This is a genomic window from Streptomyces sp. NPDC031479 (assembly GCF_055581065.1).
In genome coordinates this window covers 170,679-186,178 of the sequence record NZ_JBVIKC010000001.1, presented here as the reverse complement: position 1 = coordinate 186,178, position 15,500 = coordinate 170,679, and the positions used below count along the sequence as shown (strand labels likewise).

General features: G+C 68.7%; 12 protein-coding genes, 1 tRNA gene and 2 pseudogenes. 5 read left to right on the top strand and 10 right to left on the bottom strand.

All coding sequences use genetic code 11. The features are described from left to right. Nucleotides 1-32 precede the first annotated feature (32 nt). From ACZ5D2_RS00900 to dnaA (ACZ5D2_RS00855), 10 genes and pseudogenes are all read right to left on the bottom strand, one after another. Nucleotides 33-106 (bottom strand) — tRNA-Ile (locus ACZ5D2_RS00900). A gap of 83 nt (nucleotides 107-189) precedes the next feature. Further along, nucleotides 190-864 (bottom strand): DUF3566 domain-containing protein, encoded by a 675-nt coding sequence (locus ACZ5D2_RS00895; RefSeq protein ID WP_468926245.1) that lies wholly within the window; start codon nucleotides 862-864, stop codon nucleotides 190-192. 2 nt (nucleotides 865-866) lie between these two features. Continuing rightward, nucleotides 867-3,479: a DNA gyrase subunit A gene (gene gyrA, locus ACZ5D2_RS00890; protein ID WP_371677641.1), complete on the bottom strand. Its 2,613-nt coding sequence runs from the start codon at nucleotides 3,477-3,479 to the stop codon at nucleotides 867-869. A 40-nt stretch (nucleotides 3,480-3,519) separates the two neighbouring features. Next, nucleotides 3,520-5,541 carry a DNA topoisomerase (ATP-hydrolyzing) subunit B gene (gene gyrB / locus ACZ5D2_RS00885; protein WP_468926688.1) on the bottom strand — a complete coding sequence of 674 codons (2,022 nt, stop codon included), beginning with the start codon at nucleotides 5,539-5,541 and terminating at the stop codon, nucleotides 3,520-3,522. 523 nt (nucleotides 5,542-6,064) lie between these two features. After that, entirely contained in the window at nucleotides 6,065-6,598 is a 534-nt protein-coding gene (locus tag ACZ5D2_RS00880) for a DciA family protein (RefSeq protein ID WP_371677640.1), read from the bottom strand. Next, nucleotides 6,595-7,731, bottom strand: a complete 1,137-nt coding sequence (recF, locus tag ACZ5D2_RS00875) for a DNA replication/repair protein RecF (protein ID WP_371677639.1) — start codon at nucleotides 7,729-7,731, stop codon at nucleotides 6,595-6,597. Before recF ends, ACZ5D2_RS00880 begins: the two co-directional genes overlap by 4 nt. Nucleotides 7,732-7,825: 94 nt before the next feature. Then, a complete protein-coding gene (gnd, locus tag ACZ5D2_RS00870) occupies nucleotides 7,826-8,701 on the bottom strand; it encodes a phosphogluconate dehydrogenase (NAD(+)-dependent, decarboxylating) (RefSeq protein ID WP_266840306.1) in 876 nt (291 codons plus the stop codon). A 176-nt stretch (nucleotides 8,702-8,877) separates the two neighbouring features. After that, complete coding sequence (gene dnaN / locus ACZ5D2_RS00865; protein ID WP_030225190.1) at nucleotides 8,878-10,008, bottom strand: DNA polymerase III subunit beta; 1,131 nt, start codon at nucleotides 10,006-10,008, stop codon at nucleotides 8,878-8,880. An 876-nt stretch (nucleotides 10,009-10,884) separates the two neighbouring features. After that, nucleotides 10,885-12,069, bottom strand: a pseudogene (dnaA, locus tag ACZ5D2_RS00860) (chromosomal replication initiator protein DnaA); the annotation flags it as partial. 122 nt (nucleotides 12,070-12,191) lie between these two features. Then, a pseudogene (gene dnaA, locus ACZ5D2_RS00855) lies at nucleotides 12,192-12,690 on the bottom strand (chromosomal replication initiator protein DnaA); the annotation flags it as partial. A gap of 359 nt (nucleotides 12,691-13,049) precedes the next feature. Between dnaA (ACZ5D2_RS00855) and rpmH the strand changes: the two are divergent. Genes rpmH through ACZ5D2_RS00830 form a run of 5 tightly spaced genes read left to right on the top strand, consistent with a single transcriptional unit; the run spans nucleotide 13,050 to nucleotide 15,499 of the window. After that, nucleotides 13,050-13,187: a 50S ribosomal protein L34 gene (rpmH, locus tag ACZ5D2_RS00850; protein ID WP_018547628.1), complete on the top strand. Its 138-nt coding sequence runs from the start codon at nucleotides 13,050-13,052 to the stop codon at nucleotides 13,185-13,187. A gap of 21 nt (nucleotides 13,188-13,208) precedes the next feature. Then, complete coding sequence (gene rnpA, locus ACZ5D2_RS00845; RefSeq protein ID WP_266840310.1) at nucleotides 13,209-13,583, top strand: ribonuclease P protein component; 375 nt, start codon at nucleotides 13,209-13,211, stop codon at nucleotides 13,581-13,583. Then, nucleotides 13,580-13,861 carry a membrane protein insertion efficiency factor YidD gene (gene yidD / locus ACZ5D2_RS00840; RefSeq protein ID WP_078950077.1) on the top strand — a complete coding sequence of 94 codons (282 nt, stop codon included), beginning with the start codon at nucleotides 13,580-13,582 and terminating at the stop codon, nucleotides 13,859-13,861. The genes rnpA and yidD overlap by 4 nt, the downstream gene beginning before the upstream one ends. Before the next feature lie 3 nt (nucleotides 13,862-13,864). After that, nucleotides 13,865-14,971, top strand: coding sequence for a membrane protein insertase YidC (yidC, locus tag ACZ5D2_RS00835; RefSeq protein ID WP_371677638.1), 1,107 nt, complete (start codon nucleotides 13,865-13,867; stop codon nucleotides 14,969-14,971). 15 nt (nucleotides 14,972-14,986) lie between these two features. Beyond that, on the top strand, nucleotides 14,987-15,499 hold the full coding sequence (locus ACZ5D2_RS00830) for a Jag family protein (RefSeq protein ID WP_280918048.1): 513 nt from the start codon (nucleotides 14,987-14,989) through the stop codon (nucleotides 15,497-15,499). The last annotated feature ends 1 nt before the right edge of the window (nucleotide 15,500 follow it).

Sequence of the window (15,500 nt, the reverse complement as noted above, 5' to 3'; positions counted from 1 at the left end):
CCAGGCCATGGGCCTGGGGGTCTTCGACACTGTGGGGCTAACAGGATTTGAACCTGTGGCCTCATCCTTATCAGGGATGCGCTCTAACCAACTGAGCTATAGCCCCATCCGCGCTGCGCGCTGACTCCTGAAGATTAGCGCACAGACGCGGTCGAGCCAAAATCGCGCTCTACGGGGCGTCCGCGCAGGTCATTCGTCCTCGGCGAGCGTGAGCTCCACGCCGCCCACGAAGCCCGCCGACAGGTTGTAGATGAACGAACCCAGCGTCGCCAGGGCCGTCATCAGCACCACGTCGATCACCGCGATCACCGAGGTGAAGATCAGCACGCGCGGCAGCGACAGGAACGACTGGAGGTCGAACCCGTTGCTCTCGTTGGAACCGGTCGCCTCGCTGATCGTGCCGCCGACGGTCGAGAAGATGCCCATGGCGTCCATGACCATCCACAGCACCGCCGCCGCGACGACGGTGCACACGCCCAGCGCGATCGACAGCAGGAAGCTGACCTTCATCACCGACCACGGGTCGGCCTTGGCCACCCGCAGCCGCGCCTTGCGCGTCCTCGGCGTCGTCCGGGCGACCGGACTCGGTCCCCGCTGCGCGCCGGGGCCCTTGGGGGCCGCGTAGGCCTGCGGGGGCTGGTACGGCTGCGCGCCCCGCTCCTGGCCCGCGGCGGCCTTCTGCTTGCCGTTCGCCTTCGACTTCGCCTGCGCCTGTGCCTGCGCCTGCGCGGCCGGTGCCGGCTCCGGCTCCGGTCCTCGGGTGTCCGTCACCGTTGCCCCCTGTCCCCCCTGGGAGTCCGCGGCGGGGCCACGGGCACCGTTCGCTCCAGTCTTGGCCGGTCCGGCGCCCGTGGCTCCACTCACGCTTACTCCTCGTGCTCCCCTGCCGGAGACTCACTGCCCCCGGCCGCCTCGGCGGCCTGTCCGTCGGCTGCCCCGGCCTCGATCTCTGTCTCGATCTCGTCGACCTCGTCAGCTTCCTGACCGGCCTCGGCGTTCCGAGCGATGCCGACCACGGCATCGCGCTTGCCCAGGTTGATCAGCTGGACGCCCATGGTGTCACGGCCCGTCTCCCTGACTTCGTTGACGCGCGTACGGATCACACCACCGCCGAGCGTGATGGCGAGAATCTCGTCCGTTTCGTCGACCACCAGCGCGCCCACGAGCGAACCGCGGTCTTCCACGATCTTGGCGGCCTTGATGCCCAGACCACCACGGCCCTGGACGCGGTACTCGTCCACGGCCGTCCGCTTGGCGTAGCCGCCGTCGGTCGCGGTGAAGACGAAGGTACCGGGCCGCACGACGCTCATCGACAGCAGCTCGTCGCCCTCGCGGAAACTCATGCCCTTCACGCCGGACGTGGCACGCCCCATCGGGCGCAGCGCGTCGTCGGTCGCCGTGAAGCGGATCGACTGCGCCTTCTTGCTGATGAGCAGCAGGTCGTCCTCGGCGGACACCAGCTCGGCGCCGATCAGCTCGTCGTCGCCCCCGTTCTCGGTCTCCCGGAGGTTGATGGCGATGACGCCACCCGAACGGGGCGAGTCGTAGTCCTTCAGCGCCGTCTTCTTCACCAGGCCGCCCTTGGTGGCCAGGATCAGGTAGGGCGCGGCCTCGTAGTCGCGGATCGCGAGGATCTGGGCGATCTTCTCGTCCGGCTGGAAGGCCAGCAGGTTCGCCACGTGCTGCCCGCGCGCGTCGCGGCCGGCGTCCGGCAGCTCGTACGCCTTGGACCGGTAGACGCGGCCCTTGTTGGTGAAGAACAGCAGCCAGTGGTGGGTGGTGGAGACGAAGAAGTGGTCGACCAGGTCGTCCTGCTTCAGCTTGGTGCCGCGCACGCCCTTGCCGCCGCGCTTCTGCGAGCGGTAGTCCTCGGTCTTGGTGCGCTTGACGTAGCCGCCGTGCGTGATGGTGACGACGATGTCCTCTTCGGCGATCAGGTCCTCCATGGACATGTCGCCGTCGAAGGGCACCAGCTTGGAACGCCGGTCGTCGCCGAACTTCTCGACGATCGCCGCCAGTTCCTCGCTGACGATCGAACGCTGCTTCGCCGGCGAGGCCAGGATCGCGTTGTACTCGTTGATCTTCGCCTGGAGTTCGTCGTGCTCGGCGACGATCTTCTGCCGCTCCAGGGCCGCCAGGCGGCGCAGCTGCATCTCCAGGATCGCGTTCGCCTGGATCTCGTCGATCTCCAGGAGGCCCATCAGGCCCTCGCGCGCGATCTCGACCGTGTTGCTGCGCCGGATGAGTGCGATGACCTCGTCGATCGCGTCCAGCGCCTTGAGCAGACCGCGCAGGATGTGGGCGCGCTCCTCCGCCTTGCGCAGGCGGAAGCGCGTACGCCGGACGATGACCTCGATCTGGTGCTGCACCCAGTGACGGATGAACGCGTCGATCGACAGGGTGCGCGGCACCCCGTCCACCAGCGCCAGCATGTTCGCGCCGAAGTTGGTCTGCAGGTCGGTGTGCTTGTAGAGGTTGTTCAGCACGACCTTGGCCACGGCGTCGCGCTTGAGCACGATCACCAGGCGCTGGCCCGTCCGGGACGAGGTCTCGTCGCGGACGTCGGCGATGCCGCCGATCTTGCCGTCCTTGACCAGGTCGGCGATCTTCTGGGCGAGGTTGTCCGGGTTGGTCTGGTACGGGAGCTCCGTGACCACCAGGCACTGGCGGTTCTGGATCTCCTCGACCTCCACCACCGCGCGCATCGTGATGGAGCCGCGCCCGGTCCGGTACGCCTCCTCGATGCCCTTGCGGCCCACGACCAGGGCACCGGTCGGGAAGTCGGGGCCCTTGATGCGCTCCAGGAGCGCGTCGAGGAGCTCCTCGTGCGAGGCGTCCGGGTGCTCCAGCGCCCACTGCGCGCCCGCCGCGACCTCGCGGAGGTTGTGCGGCGGGATGTTGGTGGCCATGCCGACGGCGATGCCGGCGGAGCCGTTGATGAGCAGGTTCGGGAACCGCGCCGGCAGGACGGTGGGCTCCTGGTTGCGGCCGTCGTAGTTGTCCGTGAAGTCGACGGTCTCCTCGTCGATGTCCCGGAGCATCTCCATGGCCAGCGGCATCAGCTTGCACTCGGTGTAGCGCATCGCGGCCGCCGGGTCATTGCCCGGGGAGCCGAAGTTGCCGTTGGAGTCCACCAGCGGCATGCGCATCGACCACGGCTGGGCCAGGCGGACCAGCGCGTCGTAGATGGAGCTGTCGCCGTGCGGGTGGTAGGTGCCCATCACGTCGCCGACGACGCGGGCGCACTTGTAGAAGCCCTTCTCGGGCCGGTAGCCGCCGTCGTACATCGCGTACAGCACACGACGGTGGACCGGCTTGAGGCCGTCCCGTACGTCGGGCAGCGCGCGGGAGACGATGACGGACATCGCGTAGTCGAGATAGGAGCGCTGCATCTCGGTCTCGAGCCCGACGGGCTCGATGCGCATGACGGGCTGCTCCTCCGCGGGGTTCTCCGCGGTGGGGGTGGTTTCGTCGGCCATTGCTGGTCAGAAGTCCTTTCAGGCGGTCAGCTGAGCCGACTCAGATGTCGAGGAAGCGAACGTCCTTGGCGTTGCGCTGGATGAAGGAGCGCCGGGCTTCGACGTCCTCACCCATCAGCACCGAGAACAGGTCGTCGGCCTGCGCGGCGTCGTCCAGGGTGACCTGGCCGAGCACGCGGTGGTCCACGTCCATGGTGGTGACGCGCAGCTCCTCGGCGTTCATCTCGCCCAGACCCTTGAAGCGCTGGATCGAGTCTTCCTTGATCCGCTTGCCGTTCTGCTTGCCCAGTTCGACCAGGGCGTCGCGCTCGCGGTCCGAGTACGCGTACTCGAAGTCGTCGCGACCCCACTTGATCTTGTAGAGCGGCGGGCGGGACAGGTAGACGTGCCCGGCCTCGACCAGCGGCCGCATGAAGCGGAAGAGGAAGGTCAGCAGCAGGGTGTTGATGTGCTGGCCGTCGACGTCGGCGTCCGCCATCAGGATGATCTTGTGATAGCGGAGCTTCTCGATGTCGAAGTCCTCGTGCACACCGGTGCCGAAGGCGCTGATCAGCGCCTGGACCTCGGTGTTCTGCAGGATCTTGTCGATGCGCGCCTTCTCGACGTTCAGGATCTTGCCGCGGATGGGCAGGATGGCCTGGTACATCGGGTTGCGGCCGGACTTCGCCGAGCCGCCGGCGGAGTCACCCTCGACGATGAAGATCTCGCACTTGATCGGGTCGTTCGACTGGCAGTCGGACAGCTTGCCCGGCAGCGAGGCGCTCTCCAGCAGACCCTTGCGGCGGGTCAGGTCGCGGGCCTTGCGGGCCGCGACGCGGGCCGTGGCCGCCTGGATCGACTTGCGGATGATGTCCGCGGCCTCGACCGGGTTGCGGTCGAACCAGTCGTTGAGGTGCTCGTGGACGACCTTCTGCACGAAGGTCTTGGCCTCCGTGTTGCCCAGCTTGGTCTTCGTCTGGCCCTCGAACTGGGGCTCGCCCAGCTTGACCGAGATGATCGCCGTCAGACCCTCGCGGATGTCCTCGCCGGCGAGGTTGTCGTCCTTCTCGCGGAGCAGCTTCTTGTCGCGCGCGTAACGGTTCACCAGACCCGTCAGAGCCGCGCGGAAGCCCTCCTCGTGCGTACCGCCCTCGTGCGTGTGGATCGTGTTCGCGAAGGAGTAGACCCCCTCCGTGTACTGCGAGTTCCACTGCATCGCGATCTCGACCGAGAGCATGCGCTCCTTGTCCTCGGCCTCGACGTCGATGACGGTCGGGTGGATCAGCTCGCCCTTGCGCGAGTTGAGGTACTTCACGAAGTCGACGATGCCGCCCTCGTAGTGGTACTTGACCGTGCGCGCCTGCGGCTCGGTCGCGTCCGCTTCCGGGTCGTCCGCGCCCGCCGTGGCCTTCGCCGACTCGCGCTCGTCGGTCAGCGTCAGGGTCAGGCCCTTGTTGAGGAAGGCCATCTCCTGGAAGCGCCGCGACAGCGTCTCGAAGGAGTACTCGGTGGTCTCGAAGATGTCGCCGTCGGCCCAGAACGTCACCGACGTGCCGTGCTCGTCGGTCTCCTCGTTCTTGGCCAGCGGGGCCGTCGGCACGCCCAGCTTGTAGTCCTGGGTCCAGCGGTGGCCGTCCGTCTTGACCTCGACCGCGACCTTGGTCGACAGGGCGTTCACGACGGACACACCGACGCCGTGCAGACCGCCGGAGACGGCGTAGCCGCCGCCGCCGAACTTGCCGCCCGCGTGCAGGACGGTCAGCACGACCTCGACGGCCGGCTTCCCCTCGGACGGCACGATGCCGACCGGGATACCGCGGCCGTTGTCGACCACGCGCACCCCGCCGTCGGCGAGGATCGTGACGTCAATGGTGTCCGCGTGCCCGGCCAGCGCTTCGTCGACCGAGTTGTCGACGACCTCGTAGACGAGGTGGTGCAGACCACGCTCACCCGTCGAGCCGATGTACATACCCGGCCGCTTGCGGACCGCGTCCAGGCCCTCGAGGACCTGGATCGCACTGGCGTCGTAATTCTTCTCGTTGGAGTCGCCGGAATCGGCCACGAAGCGCCCTTTCTGGCACAGCGCAGCCCGTACTCCGGACCAGCATGTGCGCCGGGGGAGCGGCCGCGTCGATCTGCGTTGTCTGCGTTTGTCGCTGTCACCCCGCGAACGGGCGGGATTGTCTCCAGTCTACCGGTACCACTGACATGAATGGGGGTTTGCCGGTACCTGAGTCCGCATGTGCCGCCCTGAACCTCCTCTCTCCGACTCCCCATATTCGGGGTGGGGCTCCAAGAGGCTCACGCGGGCATCCAGCGCTTCGGCCTGTCAACCCGCGGCTACCGTGAGGGACACCGCACCCGGCGGGGCCGGTCCCGGGGGCGCGCGGGCGGGGCGCGGGCACGGGAAGAGGGGGCCCGCGCGGGGCGGAAAGGGCCGGAAACCGCCTGGGGGCCGGCCCTCGCGGGCGGCGTCCGGCCCGGTACCGGGCCGGGGCCGCCCGGACCCGGGGTACGGGGCCGGGGGCCGGGGGCAGGCGGTACGGGCCCGCGGGACCGGGCCGGGGCAGCGGTCGTACGGACCCGCCCGCTCGGGGGCTGGGCGGTCAGCCCCAGGTGTCCCCGGGCCCGCTGCTGCCGGGGGCGCGCCAGGGGCCGTGCCGCTTGGGCCGGCCGCCGGGACCCTGGACCTTGATCAGTCGGACCGTGCCCTGGCCCAGGTCCGCGTTGAGCCGCGCCACCAGCTGCGGGGCCAGCAGCTTCAGCTGTGCGGCCCAGGCCGAGGAGTCGCACCGTACGAGGAGCTCACGGTCCTCGTAGCGCTCCGGTTCACAGTGCGCGGCGATCTCCGGGCCGACGATCTCCGCCCAGCGCTCCATCACCCCGGCCACCGCGATCGGCATCTCCCAGCCGCGTTCCGTCCGCAGCCGGTCCAGGGCCGCCATCAGCGGCATCGGATCCCGGCCGTCGGCACGGGCGCCGGAGCGCAGGCCCGGCTGCTGGTGACGTTTGCGCCCGCTCACCGCGTTCCCGCGGGCGCGGGCCTGCTCCCGCGCGGCGGCCAGCGCCTGCCGCGCCAGGTCCACCCCGGACGGTTCCGGGGTCCTGGGCTTGTCCTGCCCGGCCTCGCCCGCGCTCACAGCCGGGTCACCTCGCCGCCGGAGACCGCGAACCGGGTGCCGGTCAGCACCCCCGGAACATCGTCGTCCACCGCCGCCGTCACCAGGACCTGCTCGCCCGGGGCCACCAGTTCCGCGAGCCGCTCCCGGCGGCGCGCGTCGAGCTCCGCGAAGACGTCGTCCAGGATCAGCACCGGCTCCGTCCCCTCCGAGCGCAGCAGCTCGTACGAGGCCAGGCGCAGCGCCAGTGCGTACGACCAGGATTCGCCGTGGCTGGCGTACCCCTTCGCGGGCAGTTCGCCCAGGCGCAGCAGGACGTCGTCGCGGTGCGGTCCGACGAGGGTGACGCCGCGTTCGATCTCCTGCTTGCGCACCTCGGACAGGGCCGCCAGCAGGACCTCGTAGAGCGCCTCGCGGGTGCGCGCCTCACCGCTGTCGACCGGTTCGCCGGCCGAGGACCGGTAGGCGAGCCCGAGCGGGCCGCCGCCGGGTGCGAGCTGCTCGTAGGCCTTGTCGGCGAGCGGCAGCAGGGTCGCGATCAGGTCGAGGCGCTGTGCGAGGAGTTCGGCGCCCGCGCGGGCCAGGTGCTGGTCCCACACGTCGAGGGTGGAGAGGTCCATGGAGCGGCCTCCGTGCCGACGGGCCATCGCCGCCGACTTCAGCAGGGTGTTGCGCTGCTTGAGGACGCGTTCGTAGTCGGAGCGGACGGCCGCCATGCGCGGGGAGCGGGCGGTGACGAGCTCGTCCAGGAAGCGGCGCCGCTCCCCCGGGTCGCCCTTGACCAGCGCCAGGTCCTCGGGGGCGAACAGCACGGTGCGCACGATCCCCAGGACGTCCCGCGGCCTGACCTGCGAGGACCGGTTGATGCGGGCCCGGTTGGCGCGGCCCGGGTTGAGTTCCAGCTCCACGAGCTGCTGGCGTTCGCCCTGGGTGACGGCGGCCCGGACGACGGCCCGGTCCGCGCCCATCCGGACGAGCGGGGCGTCCGAGGAGACCCGGTGGCTGCCCAGGGTCGCCAGGTAGCCGATGGCCTCGACGAGGTTCGTCTTGCCCTGGCCGTTGGGGCCCACGAAAGCGGTGACGCCCGGGGCGAGGGGAACCTCGGCCCGGGCGTACGAGCGGAAGTCGGCCAACGAGAGATGCGAAACGTGCATACGGCGCCGACCTCCCCCGGCTTCCTGCTGCTTGCTCTGTGGTGCTGTCGTGCTGTGGTGCTGTCGTTCCGTGGGGCGGTGTCGCCCCGTGGAACTACTTCTTCTCGACCGCGTGGCCGCCGAACTGGTTGCGCAGCGCCGCGATCATCTTCATCTGCGGGGAGTCGTCCTGGCGCGAGGCGAAGCGGGCGAACAGCGAGGCAGTGATCGCCGGCAGCGGCACCGCGTTGTCGATCGCGGCCTCGACGGTCCAGCGGCCCTCGCCGGAGTCCTGCGCGAAGCCGCGCAGCTGCTCCAGGTGCTCGTCCTCGTCCAGCGCGTTCACGGCGAGGTCCAGCAGCCAGGAACGGATGACCGTCCCCTCCTGCCAGGAGCGGAACACCTCGCGGACGTCGGTGACCGAGTCCACCTTCTCCAGGAGCTCCCAGCCCTCGGCGTAGGCCTGCATCATGGCGTACTCGATGCCGTTGTGGACCATCTTCGCGAAGTGGCCCGCGCCGACCTTGCCGGCGTGTACGGCGCCGAAGTCGCCCTCGGGCTTGAGGGCGTCGAAGATCGGCTGGACCGTCGCGACGTGCTTCTCGTCGCCGCCGTACATGAGCGCGTAGCCGTTCTCCAGGCCCCAGACGCCGCCGGAGACACCGCAGTCGACGAAGCCGATGCCCTTGGCCTTCAGCTCCTCGGCGTGCTTCTCGTCGTCGGTCCAGCGCGAGTTGCCGCCGTCGACGACGATGTCGCCGGGCGAGAGCAGCTCCGCGAGCTCGTCGACGGTGGACTGCGTGGCCGCACCGGCGGGGACCATCACCCACACCACGCGGGGGGACTGCAGGCTGTCCACAAGTTCCCGCAGGCTGTGGACATCCGCGAGGTCCGGGTTGCGGTCGTATCCGATGACGGTGTGGCCTGCGCGGCGGATGCGCTCGCGCATGTTGCCGCCCATCTTGCCGAGACCGACGAGACCGAGCTCCATCAGGTGCTTCCTTACGCGTTGTGGCCGTCTTTGGCTGTGCCGGGGCTCCCCGGGTTCGGGGGTCGCCCACCGGATCCGAGCCTACGCCGGGCCGTGGTGCGGGGCCCGCTTCGAACGGCGTCGGGCCCGGTCCCGCAGGCTGCGAGACCGGGCCCGACGTCGGTGTGCGGGGGGTGTCAGCCGGACAGCCGCACCGGCATGATCAGGTACTTGTAGGCCTCGTCGGCCTCCGCGTCGACCGCCGGACGGCCGCTGAGCAGCGCGGGCTTGGTGGACGTGGTGAAGCTGAGCTGGGCCGCGGGCGAGTCGATCGCGCTGAGGCCGTCGAGCAGGAAGGTCGGGTTGAAGGCGATGGAGATGTCGTCGCCCTCCAGCTTCGCGTCGACGCGTTCCACAGCCTGTGCATCGTCGCTGGAGCCGGCCTCCAGGATGAGGACGCCCTGCTCGAAGCTGAGCCGGACCGGCGTGTTGCGCTCGGCGACCAGGGCGACGCGCTTGACGGCCTCGACGAAGGGCGCGGTCTCGATCACGGCGATGGAGTTGAACTCCGTCGGGAAGAGGGTGCGGTACTTCGGCAGGTCGCCTTCGAGCAGGCGGGTGGTGGTGCGGCGGCCCGCGCCCTCGAAGCCGATGAGGCCCTCGCCCTGGCCGGAGCCGGAGAGCGCCAGGGTGACGGTGTCGCCGCTGGTCAGGGACTTGGCGGTGTCCAGGAGGGTCTTGGCGGGCACCAGGGCCACGGCCGAGGCGTCCGGGTTCTCCGGCTTCCACAGGAACTCGCGGACCGCGAAGCGGTAGCGGTCGGTGGAGGCCAGGGTGACGCGGTCGCCCTCGATCTCGATGCGGACACCGGTCAGGACGGGCAGCGTGTCGTCGCGGCCGGCGGCGATGGCGACCTGGGCGGCGGCGGAGGCGAAGACCTCACCGGGCACGGTGCCGGTCGCGGTCGGCATCTGGGGAAGCGCCGGGTATTCCTCCACAGGCAGGGTGTGGAGTGTGAACCGGGAGGAGCCGCAGACCACGGTCGCCCGTACACCGTCTGTGGAAATCTCCACCGGGCGGTTGGGGAGGGCGCGGCAGATGTCGGCGAGGAGCCGGCCGGAGACGAGGACGGTGCCGTCCTCCTCGACGTCCGCCTCGACGGAGACGCGGGCCGAGACCTCGTAGTCGAAGCCGGAGAGGGACAGGGTGCCCTCTTCGGCCTTCAGCAGCAGGCCCGCGAGCACGGGCACCGGCGGCCGGGCCGGGAGGCTGCGTGCAGCCCAGGCCACCGCCTCCGCGAGTACGTCGCGTTCCACCCGGATCTTCACCGGAAACCGCCTCCTGCTGTTGCTCGCTCGTCTGCCGGCCTTCGTCGTCGGCTCGTCGATGCCTCGACCGTTGCCGGGGACCAGTCTGACGTACGGCGCCGACAGTCGTCGCGGCTGGCGGTCAAGTCGGGAGCGAGGTGTCGGAGCGGCCGGTCGACGAGTTGTGCACAGGACCTGCTTGAAAACCGAAACCGGCCTAACTCTCCATGGGGGTAGTAGTAGGGCCTGTGGAAACGGTGGATAAGCCCGTTTTCCCAGGTCAGCCCGCGTTTTTTATCCCCACACCCTGTGGGTGGCACCGGTGGACAACACGGTGTCTCTGTGGAGAACGAAAACTTCTGCACAGGCCGTCCCCAGGGGACCCGTACTACTCCACAGCTGTGTCCCCAGCTTTTCCCCAGCGGTCCACACACCAAACGTCGACATCCGTGTGACGGCTTTCACTCGGGACGGTGACCGGGGGTGCCTCGTTGCCGAACAGTGGACAACGGTGTGGAGAACCCCCCGCGTCCTGTGCACAGGACGCGGGAACCTGTGGGTCTCCGGTGGACAGAGGAGTGGATGAGCCTGTGGACGAATTTTCTGTCCACAGGCTGTGGATGGCCCTTGCTCACAATTCCACAGGCGCCTGACCTGGCCTGATGAGCCCTCAACCAGCACTCCTGTGGACGGATTGTGGGCGACGGAAACTGTCCTCAGGCTGTGGATGGAAGAAAGTTGGGGAATCTGTGGATGACTTGCTCCCTGGGGGGCGTATTCGAACAAGTCGGGGGCGCACAGACGAAGAAGGGCGCCCCCGGTTCAATCCGGGAGCGCCCTGTCTGGGGGTTTGCCCGGGGTCGCGGAGTCCCCTGACGCCGCTGCCGGGGGCCGGCGTCAGCCGTTCTTGATGCGGTTGGTGAGCTCCGTGACCTGGTTGTAGATGGAGCGCCGTTCGGCCATGAGAGCGCGGATCTTGCGGTCGGCGTGCATGACGGTGGTGTGGTCGCGGCCGCCGAACTGGGCCCCGATCTTGGGCAGCGACAGGTCCGTGAGCTCCCGGCACAGGTACATGGCGATCTGCCGGGCGGTGACCAGGACGCGGCTGCGCGAGGAGCCGCACAGGTCGTCCACGGTGAGCCCGAAGTAGTCCGCGGTGGCCGCCATGATGTCGGAGGCGGTGATCTCGGGCGCGCTGTCCTCGCCACCCGGGATCAGGTTCTTGAGGACGTCCTCCGCCAGGCCCAGGTCGACCGGCTGCCGGTTGAGGCTCGCGAAGGCGGTCACCCGGATCAGCGCCCCCTCCAGCTCGCGAATGTTGCGCGAGATGCGGGAGGCGATGAACTCCAGTACCTCCGGCGGGGCGTTGAGCTGCTCCTGGACGGCCTTCTTGCGCAGGATCGCGATACGGGTCTCCAGCTCGGGCGGCTGGACGTCGGTGATCAGACCCCACTCGAAGCGGTTGCGGAGCCGGTCCTCCAGGGTGACGAGCTGCTTGGGCGGCCGGTCGGAGGACAGCACGATCTGCTTGTTGGCGTTGTGGAGCGTATTGAAGGTGTGGAAGAACTCCTCCTGCGTCGACTCCTTGCTCGCGAGGAACTGGATGTCGTCGACCAGCAGGATGTCCATCTCGCGGTAGCGCTTGCGGAAGGCGTCGCCCTTGCCGTCGCGGATGGAGTTGATGAACTCGTTGGTGAACTCCTCCGAGCTCACGTACCGCACCCGCGTACCGGGGTAGAGGCTGCGCGCGTAGTGCCCGATGGCGTGCAGCAGGTGCGTCTTGCCGAGGCCCGACTCCCCGTAGATGAAGAGGGGGTTGTACGCCTTCGCCGGCGCCTCGGCGACGGCCACCGCGGCCGCGTGCGCGAAGCGGTTGGAGGCGCCGATGACGAAGGTGTCGAAGAGGTACTTGGGGTTCAGCCGGGCGGTCGGCTCCAGCGGGCCCGAGGTGGAACCGCCGGACGGGGCCGGCGGGGGCGCGGGCCGGCCGGGGGCCGGGCGCGGGGCGGGCTGCTCGTACTGCTGCTGCTCGTACTTCTGTTGTTCGTACTTCTGCTGTTCGTACTTCTGGGATTCGTACGGGGACTGCTCGTACTGCTGCGGTTCGTAGGAACCCTGGTCGTAGGAGTTCTGCTCGTAGCCCCCGGGCTCCTGCTGCTGGAGGTAGCCGGGCTGCGGGGAGGCGTAGGGATCGCGCTCGGGGAAGCCGCCCAGGCGCGGCTGCTGCCAGCCGTAGTCGTCCTGCTGGCCGCCGCGCGGCCAGGCGCCGGGCTCGGGGCGCTGCTGCTGGTACTCCGGGTAGGCCGGGCGGGCGGTGGGGAGCTGGTCCTCGCCGCCGGGGCCGGTGTGGCCGCCGGGGCGCTGGCCGCCGTACGGCTCGTAGCCCTCGCGCTGCCCCGGGGCCGACGGCGCAGGGGGCGCGGGCTCACCGGCGGAGTCGTCCACCGTGATCGCGATCCGGATGGGCCGGCCGCACTCACGGCTGAGGGCATCGCTGATGAGCGGGGCCAGGCGGCCTTCGAGAACCCGCTTGCCCCATTCGTTGGGGACGGCGAGCAGGGCGGTGTCGGCCACGAGGGCCAGTGGCTGGCATCGTTCCACCCACTGCTTGTCCTTGGGCTCGATGCCCTGCTGACCCTCCCCGAGCAGTTTCTCGAGCACGCGTGGCCACACTGCGGCAAGATCGGCAGGTACGTCAGCCACAGAGCACGCTCTCTCACAGGTCCCGGTCCCACGAATGTGTGGTTCTTTGGGACGGTCGGGACAAAAATCCGGGATCAGGCAACGGTAGTCAGGCCGGTGGGTAGGGTTCAAGTCGTTGTCCACAGCCTGTGCACAGTGTGAGGCAGGGCGGGCTCGGTTTGACCGGATGGCGTAGCCGCGCGTACCGTAACGAGGTCGAGTTGTCGATGGCTGCTGCCGCCTGCCTACCGATGGGCGAAGATCACTGGTTGTGATCGTTTAGCGGTGTCCACTCGGGCGAACACGCGAGTTCCTCGTGGGCGCACGGTGACAGCCAGGCGATGTAACGCCACACACGATTCATTCTCTGGAGCCCCCGAGTGAGCAAGCGCACCTTCCAGCCGAACAACCGCCGTCGTGCCAAGACCCACGGCTTCCGTCTCCGGATGCGTACCCGTGCCGGTCGCGCGATCCTCGCGAACCGTCGCAGCAAGGGCCGCGCCGCCCTCTCCGCGTAACAACACGCAGGTCGTGACGTTGTGCTGTCTCCCGAAAATCGGCTGAGGCGGCGTGAAGACTTCGCGAGCGCGGTACGACGGGGTCGGCGGGCAGGACGCCCGCTCCTCGTCGTCCACCTACGTACCAGCGGTGCAACGGACCCGCACGAGCCGGGGGAGATCGATCCCTCGCCGCGTGCGGGTTTCGTCGTCAGCAAGGCCGTCGGCATAGCTGTCGTCCGCAACCGGGTCAAGCGTCGCCTGCGTCACCTCGTCCGCGACCGGCTGGCCCAGTTGCCCGCAGGTAGCCTGGTGGTGGTGCGGGCCCTGCCCGGAGCGGGTGATGCCGGCGTCGACGAGCTGGCTCGTGACCTGGATGCCGCCTTGGCGCGGCTACTGGGAGGCGTCGCTCGATGAAGTACCCGCTGCTCGCCTTGATCAAGCTGTACCAGTGGACGATCAGTCCGCTGCTCGGGCCGGTGTGCCGCTATTACCCGTCGTGCTCGCACTACGGGTTCACGGCCATCGACCGGCATGGTGCGGTGAAGGGGACGGTTCTGACCGCCTGGCGGATCCTGCGGTGCAATCCGTGGTCCCCGGGTGGTGTGGATCATGTCCCACCCCGGAAACGCCCGCGTTGGCACGAGCAGCTGCGCAGTGCGTTGCGTAGATCTCGCAATGCTCAAGGAGCCTGATTAGTGGACACGATTGCCAGTCTGTTCAGCTTTATCACCACCCCCGTGTCATGGGTCATCGTCCAGTTCCATTCGCTGTACGGGGCGATCTTCGGCCCGGACACCGGATGGGCCTGGGGCCTGTCCATCGTGTCCCTGGTGGTACTGATCCGTATCTGCCTGATCCCGCTCTTCGTGAAGCAGATCAAGGCGACGCGGGGCATGCAGGCGCTCCAGCCGAAGATGAAGGCGATCCAGGAGCGCTACAAGAACGACAAGCAGCGTCAGTCCGAAGAGATGATGAAGCTGTACAAGGAGACGGGTACCAACCCGCTCTCCTCGTGCCTTCCCATCCTGGCGCAGTCCCCGTTCTTCTTCGCGCTGTACCACGTGCTTTCGGCCATCGCCAACGGCCAGACCATCGGCGTGATCAACCAGTCGCTGCTGGAGAGCGCCCGCCAGGCGCACATCTTCGGCGCCCCGCTGGCCGCGAAGTTCACGGACAGCGCTGAGAAGGCCGCCTCGCTGGGCGCCTCGATCACCGACGTGCGCATCGTGACCGCCGTCATGATCGTTCTGATGTCGCTGTCGCAGTTCTACACCCAGCGCCAGCTGATGGCGAAGAACGTCGACCTCTCGGTCAAGACGCCGTTCATGCAGCAGCAGAAGATGCTGATGTACATCTTCCCGCTGATCTTCGCGGTGATGGGCATCAACTTCCCCGTCGGTGTCCTCGTCTACTGGCTGACCACGAACGTGTGGACCATGGGTCAGCAGATGTACGTGATCAACCAGAACCCGACGCCGGGCAGCAAGGCGCAGGACGAGTACCTGACCCGTCTCCTGAAGCACGTCTCCGCCCACGGGGACGTCAAGGGCCGGGGCAAGAAGAAGATCGTCGCGGCGATCGTGGCCAAGGGTCCGGACCGCAACGACAACGAGCGCAAGTTCATCACCGCGCTGACGAAGCAGGGCATGGCCGCGCAGGCGGACGGCTCCGTGATGAAGAGTTCTGAAGCCACCGCCGATGCGGACGCTGCGAGCGGCGGTGTCGCGACCAAGCGGCAGCAGCCCAAGCGGCAGACGAAGTCGAAGCGACAGACGCCCCCCAGCAAGCCCTCCAAGAAGTAAGAAGGAGTCCCTCCCGTGACGGAAGGCACCACCACCGCCGCCGCTGAGAGTGGCGACACCCTGACCCGCCTGGAGCAGGAGGGTGAGATCGCGGCCGACTACCTTGAGGGTCTGCTGGACATCGCGGACCTGGACGGCGACATCGACATGGACGTCGAGGCCGACCGTGCCGCGGTGTCGATCGTGAGCGACTCCGCCAGCCGCGACCTGCAGAAGCTCGTGGGCCGCGACGGTGAGGTCCTGGAGGCTCTCCAGGAGCTGACCCGCCTCGCCGTGCACCGCGAGACCGGGGACCGTAGCCGGCTGATGCTGGACATCGCTGGTTTCCGGGCCAAGAAGCGCGAGGAGCTCGCGGCGCTGGGTGCCAAGGCCGCCGAAGACGTGAAGTCCTCGGGCGAGCCGCTGAAGCTGGCTCCGATGACCCCCTTCGAGCGCAAGGTCGTCCACGATGCCGTGGCGGCCGCCGGTCTCAAGAGCGAGTCCGAGGGCGAGGAGCCGCAGCGCTTCGTCGTTGTGCTCCCGGCCTGAC

What these genes read in the sequence shown, in the direction of transcription:
- recF (WP_371677639.1), bottom strand. Translation starts at nt 7,731, where the DNA reads ATGCACGTTTCGCATCTCTCGTTGGCCGACTTCCGCTCGTACGCCCGG.
- gnd (WP_266840306.1), bottom strand. Translation starts at nt 8,701, where the DNA reads ATGGAGCTCGGTCTCGTCGGTCTCGGCAAGATGGGCGGCAACATGCGC.
- yidD (WP_078950077.1), top strand. Translation starts at nt 13,580, where the DNA reads ATGAAGTACCCGCTGCTCGCCTTGATCAAGCTGTACCAGTGGACGATC.
- gyrA (WP_371677641.1), bottom strand. Translation starts at nt 3,479, where the DNA reads ATGGCCGACGAAACCACCCCCACCGCGGAGAACCCCGCGGAGGAGCAG.